We start from the raw sequence: 12,217 nt of genomic DNA, 5'->3' as shown, positions 1-12,217 counted from the left end.
CTCGGATCCGTCGAGGTCAGGAGCGCTCCAGCTGGTCCACGAATCGCCGCGGGCCGAAGACCAGGTGAATGGTCCCGCTGCGCCGAAGCAGCACATGAGTCGGGACCTGCAGGGCCACGATGGTGGCCACCGTGATGATCGGCTCCAGCGCCGGTACGACGGACAGCGGCAGTGTGTACGTGAGCACGACCCGGAGCACCGCGTCGATGATCGAGAAGATCCCCCAGAGCACCGTGATCCGGCGCCAGGCGAGCCGGAAGCGCGGGTCCTCGTCGTACAGGCGGTCCATGACGGCGGCCCGCCTCGGCATGACCGCCCGGGTGAAGGTGTAGCAGAGCGGCTGAGGATGCCTGAGTGACCACAGCGTCACGCCGGCGAACGGAAGGCTGATCCACGCTCCGCGCACGAGCAGGATGCGGGCATCCCCACCGAGCCACGCGATGACCGCGCTCCCGACCAGGCTGAAGATCACCGCCGTACTTACCAAGTCGGCACGACGCTGGCGCACCAGCGAGGCCACCGAGCTGACCAACGCCGGTACGGTGCTGATCAGTAGCGCGGTCACGTTGCTGACGCCGGCGGCTCGGAGGCCGTAGAACAGCGCAACGGGGATCGCGATGTCGAGAACGAGGAGCCACGGGCGGCCGGACCGGGAGGACATGACCTGAGACTCGCCCAACAGGCCGCCACCCGGCATCGGGCCGATGGCTGCCCCGACCAAGCCCTTCGGATCACCCCCTAGACCAAAGTCGGGGGTGACTCCTTACTTCTTGCTGTCCTTGGGGTCTTCCTCGTCGTCGTCATCGGCTTCGCGGAGTTCTTCCGGGAGGTCCTCGTCGTCCGCGTCCCGCAACTCCTCCGGCAGTTCGTCCTCGTCGAACTCCTCCGGAAGGATCTCCTCGGCCTCAGCCACCGACTCGGGCTTGATCGCGTTCCGCAGCCGCCCGAGGATCCGGTCCGCCTCGGTGCCGAACGGGTTGTCGTTGATCAGATACGTCCACGTCGCCGTCGGCCGCGGCACCCCGGAGGCCGCCTCGTCCAGCCCCTCGGACGTGATCTCAGCCGTCTTGAACGTCTCCGCCGCGTCCGTCCACGAGTCCGCGACCAACGTGTCGAACGACGCGATCGCGGACTTGTTGAACTCGTCGATCGGCTTCAGGTGGACGATGCCGCCGGCCAACGACCGCAGGTGGATGCCTTCGCGCAGGTCGGCCAGGTACGCCAGGTGGTCGGTCCAGCGCCGGTCCAGGTGGTGCAGCGCGATCCGCCGGGCCGCGTCCTTGACCGTGTCCTCGCCGACCTCTTCGACCAGTTCGTCGTACCGCTCCTTGGCCTTCTCGGCCAGCTCGGCGGCGGCAAGGTCCTCGGTCAGGACCTTCTCGCGGGTGTCGAGGAGGATCGCGCGCTGCTGACCGGTGAGCCGGTGATACGACCAGGTGGTCCGGTGCAGCTCCGCGTTGGCGCCGTCGGCGACGCGCTGCGCGTGCTCGAGAACGCCGAGCGACTTGCGGTCGGTGAGCCGGCCCGTGTCGTCCGGATGCGGTCGCAGGCCGGACGACACGGAGTACCGGGTGACGAGCTCGTCGGCGAGGCTGGCGAAGAAGAGCGATCCGCCCGGGTCACCCTGGCGTCCGGCGCGACCGCGCAGCTGGTCGTCGAGGCGTCGCGACGCGTGCAGGCCGGTGCCGATGACGTACAGACCGCCGAGCTCGATGGCCTTGTCCTTGTCGTGCGTCTCGTCCCGGCCGCCGAGGCGGATGTCCGTTCCGCGACCGGCCATCTGCGTGGACACGGTCACCGTCCCGGGTACGCCGGCCTCGGCGATGATCGCCGCTTCCTCTGCGTCGTTCTTCGCGTTCAGTACGACGTGCTGGATCTCGGCGGCCTCGAGCCGGTCGCTCAGCTGCTCGGACTCCTCCACGCTGTGGGTGCCGATCAGGATCGGCCGCCCGGCCTCGTGCACCTCGGCGATGTGCTCGACCAGGGCGACGTTCTTCTGCTCGATCGTCAGGTACAGCCGGTCCGGGTCGTCGATCCGGATGTTCGGCTTGTTGGGCGGTACGACGGCCACGTCGACCTCGTAGAACTCCTGCAGCGACTCCCCGACGACAACCGCCGTACCGGTCATGCCGCACAGAGTCTTGTAGCCCTTCACCAGCGCCTGCACGGTGATGCTGTCGAGCACCTCACCGGAGTCGCTGACCGGCACGGCCTCCTTGGCCTCGACCGCGGCCTGCAGACCGTCGGGCCAGCGCTGCAGCTTGGCGATCCGGCCCCGGTTGTTGTTGATCAGGCTGACCTTGCCGTCGCGGACCAGGTAGTCGACGTCCTTGCGCAGCAACACCTCGGCGTGCAGCGCGACGTTGATCTGGGTCAGCCGATCGAGGTTGTCGTCCTCGTACAGGTTGATCCCCTCGAGCGCCGCCTCGACCTTGTCGGTGCCCTTGTCCGTCAGCGCAACCGTCCGGCCGTCGCCGTCGATCTCGTAGTCCACCCCGGCCCGCAGCGTCCGGACCAGCTGGACGACGTCCTCGTCGAGCTCCTCGGTCCGGGTCGCACCGGCCAGCACCAGCGGCACCCGGGCCTCGTCGATCAGCACCGAGTCGGCCTCGTCCACCAGCGCCACGTCCAGCTCCGCCGTGACCCGGTCGGCGACGTCGGTGACGAGGCGGTCTCGCAGTACGTCGAACCCGACCTCGCTCACCGGGACGTAACAGACCTCCGCCTCGTACGCCGTACGCCGTTCGTCCGGCGTGGACGCCTGGCCGATGTGCGACACGGTGACCCCGAGCAGCTCGTACACCGGGCCCATCCACTCGGCGTCGCGGCGGGCCAGGTAGTCGTTCACGGCGAGGATCTGGACCTTGCGGCCACCGACCGCGTAGCCGGCCGCGGCGATCGCACCGGCCAGCGTCTTGCCCTCACCGGTGGCCATCTCCACCACGCGGCCCTGCAGCATCGCCAGCGCGCCGACGACCTGGCCGTCGAACGCCCGCTCGCCGATCGCGCGGTTGCCCGCGTCCCGGGCCAGCGCGAGGAACTCGATCTGCTCGTCCTCGTGCAGGCCACCGGTGGTCCGCAGCTCGCCTACCGCCTCGGTGAGCTCCTCGTCGGTCAGAGCGACGACGGACTCCTCCGCCTCACCGACCAGCTGGGTGAGCCGCTCGTACGGGCCGAGATCGATCGAACCGGGGCGCTGCAGGAGCCGGCGGAAGCGTGACGCGATTTTCAGTGCCATGATGACCGCAACGTACAGCGTCGCGCCGTCGTTCCGTAGCACACCCCCGGGTGTCAGCTCCCGGCGCCGTCAGCAACCTGGTTCCCACTCGTACGGCGTGGTCGTCGTGACGCCGTACAGACCCAGCTTCTGCAGGATCGGGCGGGAGTTCTCGGACGCGTCCACTCGCAGGAATTCGTAGCCGCGTTCCTTCGCCAGCCGGGCCCGGTGCACGAGGACGGCGCTGTACAGCCCTTGCCGCCGCCACTCCGGCAGCGTCCCGCCGCCCCAGAGGCTCGCGAATCCGGTGCCTGGATGGAACCGGACCCAGGCGGCGGTCAGCGCCGGTCCGTCCGGTCCCTTGAGCGCGTCCTCGACCAGAAACACCGACAGCCGGTCCGGGAACATCCGCGCCTCCGCCGCCAGCCGCTCCTCGATCCGCTCGAGCCCGTTGTGCCACAGCGTGTCCATCAGTACAGCGATCCGGTGGTAGTCGCCCGGGCCATCGGCCTCCCGCAACCGCACCTTCGACGGCAACGCGGACGGCCGCTGCAGGATCCGGTCCACCTCACCGAGGATGAGCGTCTCCGGCTCGCCCTTGACGAACCCCGCCCGGGCCAGCCGGTCGCCGAGGTCGGCCGGTTCGTCGTACGCGTACGTCTTCCACTCGAACGGCAGCCCGCGGTCGCGGAAGAACTCCAACTGGCCGGCGATCACCGCGTCCGGGTCGTCGCCCAGACCGCGCGGCGTCTCGACGAACCCCGCTCCATCCGGTCCCTCGACGTACGACCGGTGCACCAGGCCGTCGTGTTCCTGCTTCCAGCCGGGGATCGTGTCGGCGTCCGGGAGGCGGATCCGGCGGTGGAACTCGTCGAGCAGTTCATCAGGGGTCATCGGCACATCGTGCCCGATCGACTACCTGAAATCACCAGATTTGAAGGCCAACCAGTTCGCCACTGGTCTCGTCCAAGTAAGTGTCCTCAAAGGGGGGAACATCATGAACATCCACCGCATCACTCGCAAGACGATCCTCGCCGCCGTCGCCTGCCTGGCGATCCCCGCGGCCGCGGTCGCCGCACCGGCCGTCATCGGCTCCACTTCCGCCCCCCGCACCACCTCGACCGCAACCCTCGCCGCCGCGTCCTGCCCGACCGGCTGGGGCTCGTTGCCCGAGGCGAACAATCGGATGACGCAGGCACCGGTCACCGCCGTTCGCACCGGACGGCACGCCTGCTTCGACCGGCTCGTCGTCGACATCCGCGGCCGCGTGCCCGGGTACGACGTCCGCTATGTCAGCAACGTCTTCACCGACGGCGCCGGCCACCTCGTCCCACTGCGCGGTGGGGCGAAGCTGCAACTCGTCGTCCACGCACCGTCGTACGACGCGGCTGGGCGATCGACGTACAACCCGGCCACGCCGCGCGAGTTGTCCACGGTGGCGGGCTACAGCACGTTCCGCCAGGTGGCGCTCGCCGGCAGCTTCGAGGGCCAGACCACGTTCGGCGTCGGCGTGCGCGCCAGGCTCCCGTTCCGTGTCTTCACCCTGGCCGGTCCAGGGTCGAACACCCGCCTCGTGCTCGACGTGGCCCACCACTGGTAAGCCCCCACCCAGCGGTCGCCCGGATCCTCCTCCGGGCGACCGCGCTGTTTGCTTGCCTACAGCACTCGGTTGAGCAGGTCGTAGAAGGAGTTGGCGAGGATCAGCTCATAGGGATCGGTCAGCAACGGCGCGAGTTCGGCCATGTCCGACGGCGTCCACGACCACGCGCCGATCAGGCCCGAGACGAACAACGGGCTCGCACCGTCCCAGTTCGCGATCCGCTGGTCGAGCGCGGCCTTGAACTCGGCCGCCTTGCCCGGCGCGCCCCAGGCGTTGGTGATCGGCAGACCACCCTGCCGAACCACCAGCGGGTCGCCGTCCCAGGTCTGCATGATCCCCTTCACCGGCGTGTACTTCGCGAACCCCGCGGCGATCTCCTCGGACAACAGGATCCACTTGCCGTCCTGCCGGCTGCTGTACGAATACACCTGGTCGAGGCCGGTACGACGCATGAAGCCGCCGGTCATCTGCAGATACTGCGTCAGTTCCTCGGGCTTCCACGAGCCGGGGTAGGCGTAGCCGCCGCCGGACGGACCGCAGACGAGCAGGTCGTTGGACGTCGCCGTCCGCTGGAAGTAGCTGTACAGTCCCGGACCGGTCTCGGCCAGCAGCGGGCTGATCGTCCAGTTGGTCGGCACCTGACCGCGCTTCGGGTCGTCCCAGATGTCGCGCAGCCGGCGCTGGCAGTACTGGATGTTGTCGCCCTCGCCGAAGGTCAGGGTCACATAGACCTTGTTCTTGGGCTTCGTGATCCGCCGGACCGGGCGGACCTTGTCCGAGATCGGCGCCTGGAAACCGGAGTGGACCGTGCCGTTCATGTAGAAGTCGGCCGCGACCACCGGCGAACCGCCCTGCGAGGCGAGGTCGACCCCGTCCCACTCACCGGCCACATCGTTGGCGAACCAGCCCATGTACGGCGCGAGCGTGGGCCACTTGGCAAAGTGCTCGATCAGCAACTCCCCCGTCTCGCCGGACGGCGGCAGCCAGCTCACCATGGCCTTGGTCGCCACCACATAGTCGCGGAAGTACGGGAAGGCCTCGATCCGCGTGGGGGCAGTGTCGGTGGCCGTGACCAGGTACTGGTTCCACATGGTCACGGTGACGACGAGCGACGTCGTACCGGCCGGTGGTTCGAACCGATAGATGAAGTAGCCGCCGCCGTCGCTGAAGCGGTTGGCGTCCCCGCCGATCGACGAGTTGACGCCGTCGAACAGGTACGGCTCCTCCTCCGGCGTACCAGGAAGGAAGTGCGCGATCTCGGTGCCGTTCGCCTTCACCGTGACCTCGGAGACCGAAGGACCCCAGCCGTCGTCGGTGAACGAGTCCTGGAACCGGACGAACACGGCCTCCTTGCCGAGCTTGGCCGACACGTCGAGGTCGTAGTTGCCCTTGTTCGACGAGTCCCGGATCTGCTCGGTCTCCCGCGCAATCTCCTGCCACTGCACGTTCTCCACCGCGACCACCCGGGTCGGCGGCAGTCCGGCGAGCAGCTTCTTCGTGACGCGCGGGAACAGGTTGTCGAGCTGCCACCGGTACGTCTTCAACCGGTCGTCGTCGAACATCCCGCGCAAGTCCTTCACGATCCGCAGCCCGTGCGCCTTGACCTGGTCCGCGTCGGCGACGACCGCATTCTCCAAGCCGGCCAGGGTTGTGGCGACGTTCAGCGAGTCGGGTACGGCGGGGTCGTGCACGATCGCACCGCGGACGCGGTTGCGGTACTTGGCGACCAGGTCCAGCGGGTTCTTGTACAGCTTCGTGGGCAAGTGCATGTCGGCCAGCCACTTGGCGTCCGGCGTGCTCATGGTGCCCGTGTCGTAAAGGAAGTACAGCTCGGGCTCGGTACGGTTGACGACGCCTTGCAACGTTGTCAGCAATGTCTGGTCTCCACCGCTGAGTTTGCTGACGTCGCCGTAATCCAGGTGTTTCGGGCGGCTGAACACCGGCAGCAGCCGAGCGGGGCTGCCGGACGTCGATGAAGTCGCAGCCTGTGCGCCAGATGCGAGGGCCGGAACCATCCCGAACCCACCCACCGTCACGGCACCGCTGCCCGCCAGGAACGTTCGTCTCGACACCATCGTGACCACTCCCTGTCGTTGACATCGATGTCAAATCAGCCGGGACAGTAGCAACCCGACGACACCGTGTACAGAGCTCACTACAACGTTGACCCAAGAATCTGGAATCGTTTCCGAGACTGGTCTGTCCCACGCGGCTACGCAGCCGCCCACCGCGCCCCTCTCGGCACGCAAGCACACCCCACACCGAGCTGAACAGCTTCGTTCGCTTACTGGTCTCGGGTGCTGTCGGCCTTCGTTGGGCGCTTGAGGGTCACCTTGCTGGGAACAGCGGCCAGTGCGGATCGAGCCCTTTGGTCGACAAACCGGGTGACCAGCTGTTGCGCGACGCCCAGCACAATGGCGTAGGCCAGGATCTGTCCCTGGCTGTCCAGGTCGGACAGGCCAGGCACGAACTCGCCATGAATGAGAACGAGTCCACCGATCGCCGTGAGTGCACCGGCAGGCAGTTTGAAAAGCGCCAGTGAAACCGGGATTCCATAGGGCGTAGAGGTCGCGGTCGTGCGAAGGTTCTGGACGGCGAGTGTGGCTGACAGAGCGCCGCCCAGGATTCCCATCAGGGCGACGATCGTGACATCGCCAGAGTCCGGAGAGGTCCCAGCTGTTGAAGGGCAGGCATTCGCGAAACAGAGTGGGATCGCGGTTGGATGCGCAGCGGCTGTCAGGCATATCGCGACAACGAGAGCGGTCAGCAGCAGCGTCGCCACGACCAAAACATTCCTGACGTGGCGAAGGCGGGCGTGCTGCTCGTCCGCGGCTTCGTACGAAACCTTCATGGCCTCGCGGAATGCAGCCCGCCGCGAGTGCAGTCCCGGTCCGTCGGCCGCTCGATGGGGGTACCGTCCGGCCAACCGCTTGGAACGCTGGCCGGCGCTCTCCGCACGCTCTGACCCGCTGTGCTGCCGACGACCGAAGAGGGACTCGGCCTCGACGCGGCGCTGATCCGTCGGTGCGAAGCAGGTTTGCATCCGCGCCAACACGCCCGGGCTGTGCGCCGAGATGTCCTCATCGGTGTAGAGCTCGACCAGTTGGACTTCTGCCAGGTGAAGGCTGAGAAACGCTCCCTCGACGTGCGCACCGGACCATCGGCTCGTGAACCTCACTCTCGTACGACGGTGCGGTTCACCCGCGCCTTCCGCCATGCCGACGCAGAGGAGTGCGTGTTCGAGGCGATCGTTGATCGCGCGGCCGATCGCGACTTCACGTGCACTGCCAGCGGTCGAAAGCCGCTCGATTTCACCGCGAACAAACCCCGCTTTGGCGATCACTTGTTCTTGCCAGGCCGCCAACCGACGTGACCGATTAGCCATAAAGCCCTCCCCGCGGGAGGTTTCTCCCAGAGTCCCTCAGCTAACAGAATATCCGACGCTCACCCGCATGCGAATATCAGAGAAAGAAGACGGGAGAACGCTTGATTTCAACCGCTTCCAACACCACGGGTCAGGTTTCGGGGGTGATGGGGATGGTGCCGGCGGCTACTGCTGTGGCCAGGCGGTTGTGGTCGCGGGCGAGGGTCCAGCCGCGCCCGGCCATAGGCCTTCCGCCCCTGCACTGCGGGAACTGCGGTACCCAGGGTGCCCAGCCCGCCCCCACCCATAACTCCAGACCGCCACACCCGCCGCCGCGACGGCAGTGCAGCATTTCCGTCCAGGCTCGCTCGGCTTATGGCGTGTACCGGTCACTCCGCTGGTCTGGGGTTCTGGGGTGGTTGGCGTTGAAGCGCGCCTTCTTCTGACGATTCCCGCAGGTGTTCATGTCGCACCACCTGCGGGTGCGGCTTTGGCTGGTGTCGAAGAAGGCGGCCTGGCAGGTTGGCGATGCGCACAAGGCCAGCTTTCCGTCTCGTTCGCCGGCGATGATGCTGATCGCGTCGGCAGCGATCACGCTGAGGGCATCTTCCACACGGGAAGCCGAGCTCAGCTGCCATCGCCGCTTCCCCTCGGGCGTCAGGACCGCCGCGGCCCGACCCTGAACGCTGCAGTCATTGATGACTTGGACAGCTGCTGCAGGGAGAGCGTCCTGGATCGCGGCCGCTGTCGCAGCGGCGTGAATCGACTCCCTCAGTTCGCGGGCGCGGTCGAGTTGTGCAGTGGTGCAGGAGTCGACGGCGAGGCCATTCACTGCCAGCCAGTCGACGAGTCGCTGCGGTGTGGGAATGCGCTCCACAGCGTTGCCATGACGCTCCGACAGAGTCCCCGTGAAGCTGGTCGCCAGCACCGTACCGAGGCGGAAGTCGGGGAAGGCAGCATGCATGGAACCACCTTAGCTGGTTGCACGTCGGCGTGAAGGCGTGTTAGAACCATCTTAGACGGTTCGCATCAGTTCGTAGCGAGTTCCACGACGACCAGGAGGTCTCATGCCCCGTCTAGCCAGCGACGTACAAGCCTTCGAAGCCCACGCAACCGACGCTGACCTCGACGATCTGCGCGCGCGATTGGCCGCTGCGCGACTGCCGGAGGCCGAGACGGTCTATCGCGCCGGGCCTGACCCGCACCGATGGGATCAGGGCGTTCCGCTCGCCGATCTCGTCGAGGTCGCGAGCTACTGGCGCACCGGGTACGACTGGCGCTCGTTCGAAGCGCGCCTCGACCGGATCGGCCAGTTCCGCACGACCATTGATGATCTGGGGATCCACTTCCTGCACCGCCGATCCGCGCGCGCAGATGCCACTCCGCTGATCATGACGCACGGCTGGCCAGGCAGCATTGCCGAGTTCGTCGATGTGGTGGACGAGTTGGCAGATCCGAAAGATGCCGACACGCCGGCGTTCCACGTCGTGGTCCCGTCGCTACCCGGCTTTGGCTACAGCGACAAGCCGGCCACGACCGGGTGGGGAACCGAAAAGATCGCGGCCGCTTGGGTGGGACTGATGGCAAGGCTCGGCTACAGCAAGTTCGTAGCCCACGGCGGCGACTGGGGAGGCGTGATCACCACGGTCCTCGCCGGCAGGTTCCCGGAGCATGTTCTCGGCATCCACACCGTGTTGGCGCAGGCACCGCCCGGACTGACAACGGACGGGCTGACGGCGGCCGAGCGCCAGTGGACCGAGGAAACCCACGATTTCTGGCGCCACCGCGCGGCGTACGCGAAGCAGCAGGCGACCCGGCCGCAGACCATCGGCTACTCGCTCGTCGACTCACCGGTCGGGCTTCTGGCCTGGCTCCTCGACAAGTTCGCCGAATGGTCGGACACCGAAGACAGCCCGTTCGAGCGGATTTCCAGAGACCGCCTTCTTGACGACGTCACCCTGTATTGGCTGACGCGGACCGGCGCATCGGCGGCCCGCATCTACTACGAAAGCCACAACTCGCTCGACCCCGAACTTCGGGTCGACGTACCGGCAGCCATCAGCATCTATCCCCGCGACATCGAGAAGTGTCCGCGCCCCTGGGCACAGGAGCGGTACCGGCAGATCGTCCGCTGGCGGACACCCGAGGCCGGGGGCCATTTCCCGTCGCTCGAGGTTCCCGGGTATTTCGTCAAAGACCTGCAAGAAGGCCTCGCGGCAGTCCTGGCCGCCAACCTTTCGCGTGAATAGCTACGGCGTGCACATTCAGAGTTCGGACAGCTGCACGCTCCGGTGACTACGCCGTGAGGCGGTCCGCCTCGGCCAGCAGTAGATCGCCAAAAGGCTGAAAGCCGATACTGCAGGCGTAGACGCCACTGACCACTCGGTGGATGGTTCCCCATTCCCAGATGGCGGTGACATCCACGCCCGTGCGCGAAGCCAGTTGCTCAGTCCGCGCCCAGAGGTCATCGCCGAGGTCCGGATTGCAACGCACGATGGTGCCGAGATCGCACGCCGGTTCGGCCCGCAGCCCGGCTGGATCGATCAGCTTGTAGCTGCCGTCACTTGCCTGCAGGGCATTCATCTCGTGGATATCACCGTGGACCAGAACGGCGGACCGATCGTCGTGGGCAACGCGACGACGATCCATGCAGTTCAGCGCGTCCGCCACAGTGGCCGGCGAACACGGTCGCCCCGCCTGCTCCCACAGTTTTGGCAACCGATCGGCGTACTGCTCAGCCAACTTCGCGCCGGTTGGAAGGTCAACGTCGGGATCGATCGGACGCCACAGGCGAACCGCCACTTCGCACAGCAAGGTGTGGCGGCTTGCAGGGTCGGCCACGACGTCGTACATCGGAGCCCCGAGGCGCTCCAGCAGAAGGGCTTGTCGACCCAGGTCTTCGGCCAACAGGTTGGCGGATCCCTCTCCGTTCGCCAGGCGCAACGCCATGGCCTCGTGCCCGACGTCGTGACCGGGCACACCGATCTTGAGGACCGCCGGAGTACCGTCAGCAAGCGTCACCTCGACGGCCAGGGCGGCGTGACCGCCCTGGAAGCTGGACCCGATCACCAGAGACCACTCCTGGGCCAGCGAGTCGACCACGCCTGGCAGCTCGTCCAACCAGGATTCGTTCCCGTCGGCGATGACCTTCTTACGGACCTGGTCAGGAATGTCGAGGCTCATACCGCCAACCTAACCTCGGACTTTCGCCGTGAATTACCCGCAGGCGGTTGTTCGCGTGACGGCCACCGATCGATCGCGGTGGAGAACATTCCCACTCAGATCACTAGCCGACTGAGACGACGCGGTCGGGTCGGCCGCCTGGGGTGATGGTCACTTCGTGGACCGCGCCGCCCTCCGTGGTCATGCGGATCCGGTCAGGGGCTGTCCACACGGTCTCGCTGAGTTCGTTGTGTTCGGCGTCGCCGTTGAAGTAGCCGACACTCCAGCGGCGCTCGAGCGGCGGGTTCCCCTGGTAGACGTAGACGCACCAAACCGGGTCGAGAAAACTGCTCGTCTCGACCACGATCAGCCGGCGGTCGCCGCGGCCGGGTGCCGACTCGGTCTTTACCTCCTCGCCCGGGCCACCGAAGATCGCGGAGACCCAGCTACCGAGAAGCAACGCCGGGATGCCGACGACGAGCAGTATGGCGACCAGAGGCACGCGCAGCTTGGAGTCCTTCAGCCCCAAGAGGACCGCTCCGGTCAGCGCGGCCAGCGCGAGCCACGCCAGAAGAAGGACGCCCTCGCGAAGCCCGAGCAGCAGGACGAGCGCACCCTCGCCTCCCGACTCGAGCCCAACGACGATCGCCGAGCCGAGCACGACTGCCGCCGCCAGCAGTAGGACGGCCGACGGTCTGCGATAGCGCGTGAAATTCATGGTGCCCCGATCAACATGAACCACGCAGACTACTGCTCCACCGGGTCGTGATCTGGCGAGGTGGCGGGTGGCACGGCTGGGTGGTCTGCGGTTGTCGTGGACACGGTCGCCTGTGGGAGGGGGCGAGGTCAGCCGTCAACGCGTGTGAGGAAGGAG

General features: G+C 67.0%; 10 protein-coding genes. 2 read left to right on the top strand and 8 right to left on the bottom strand.

Going from position 1 to position 12,217, the window contains the following annotated elements; genetic code table 11:
* Nucleotides 1–16 precede the first annotated feature (16 nt).
* The 3 genes from E0H75_RS18655 to E0H75_RS18645 form a co-directional block, all read right to left on the bottom strand.
* Entirely contained in the window at nucleotides 17–661 is a 645-nt protein-coding gene (locus E0H75_RS18655; RefSeq protein WP_131514857.1) for a VC0807 family protein, read from the bottom strand.
* A gap of 102 nt (nucleotides 662–763) precedes the next feature.
* Entirely contained in the window at nucleotides 764–3,238 is a 2,475-nt protein-coding gene (gene secA2 / locus E0H75_RS18650) for an accessory Sec system translocase SecA2 (RefSeq protein ID WP_131514856.1), read from the bottom strand.
* Nucleotides 3,239–3,307: 69 nt separating this feature from the next.
* A complete protein-coding gene (locus E0H75_RS18645; RefSeq protein ID WP_131514855.1) occupies nucleotides 3,308–4,111 on the bottom strand; it encodes a GNAT family N-acetyltransferase in 804 nt (267 codons plus the stop codon).
* A 103-nt stretch (nucleotides 4,112–4,214) separates the two neighbouring features.
* On the opposite strand from E0H75_RS18645, the gene E0H75_RS18640 reads away from it, so the two are divergent.
* A complete protein-coding gene (locus tag E0H75_RS18640; RefSeq protein WP_131514854.1) occupies nucleotides 4,215–4,817 on the top strand; it encodes an AMIN-like domain-containing (lipo)protein in 603 nt (200 codons plus the stop codon).
* Between the two features lie 56 nt (nucleotides 4,818–4,873).
* Here E0H75_RS18640 and E0H75_RS18635 read toward each other — a convergent pair whose 3' ends face one another.
* From E0H75_RS18635 to E0H75_RS18625, 3 genes are all read right to left on the bottom strand, one after another.
* Nucleotides 4,874–6,892 (bottom strand): GxGYxYP domain-containing protein, encoded by a 2,019-nt coding sequence (locus tag E0H75_RS18635; RefSeq protein WP_131514853.1) that lies wholly within the window; start codon nucleotides 6,890–6,892, stop codon nucleotides 4,874–4,876.
* A gap of 209 nt (nucleotides 6,893–7,101) precedes the next feature.
* A complete protein-coding gene (locus E0H75_RS18630) occupies nucleotides 7,102–8,202 on the bottom strand; it encodes a hypothetical protein (protein ID WP_131514852.1) in 1,101 nt (366 codons plus the stop codon).
* 352 nt (nucleotides 8,203–8,554) lie between these two features.
* Complete coding sequence (locus tag E0H75_RS18625) at nucleotides 8,555–9,145, bottom strand: CGNR zinc finger domain-containing protein (RefSeq protein ID WP_131514851.1); 591 nt, start codon at nucleotides 9,143–9,145, stop codon at nucleotides 8,555–8,557.
* 103 nt (nucleotides 9,146–9,248) lie between these two features.
* Between E0H75_RS18625 and E0H75_RS18620 the strand changes: the two genes are divergently transcribed.
* Complete coding sequence (locus tag E0H75_RS18620; RefSeq protein WP_131514850.1) at nucleotides 9,249–10,430, top strand: epoxide hydrolase family protein; 1,182 nt, start codon at nucleotides 9,249–9,251, stop codon at nucleotides 10,428–10,430.
* A 46-nt stretch (nucleotides 10,431–10,476) separates the two neighbouring features.
* Here the strand turns inward: E0H75_RS18620 and E0H75_RS18615 are convergent, their stop codons facing one another.
* Both E0H75_RS18615 and E0H75_RS18610 read right to left on the bottom strand, forming a co-directional pair.
* Nucleotides 10,477–11,364, bottom strand: coding sequence for an aminoglycoside phosphotransferase family protein (locus E0H75_RS18615; RefSeq protein ID WP_131514849.1), 888 nt, complete (start codon nucleotides 11,362–11,364; stop codon nucleotides 10,477–10,479).
* Nucleotides 11,365–11,467: 103 nt separating this feature from the next.
* A complete protein-coding gene (locus tag E0H75_RS18610; protein ID WP_131514848.1) occupies nucleotides 11,468–12,061 on the bottom strand; it encodes a hypothetical protein in 594 nt (197 codons plus the stop codon).
* Between the last annotated feature and the right edge of the window lie 156 nt (nucleotides 12,062–12,217).

Source organism: Kribbella capetownensis (assembly GCF_004331485.1).
GTDB classification, from domain to species: domain Bacteria; phylum Actinomycetota; class Actinomycetes; order Propionibacteriales; family Kribbellaceae; genus Kribbella; species Kribbella capetownensis.
This window is presented reverse-complemented; position numbering and strand designations above follow the sequence as displayed.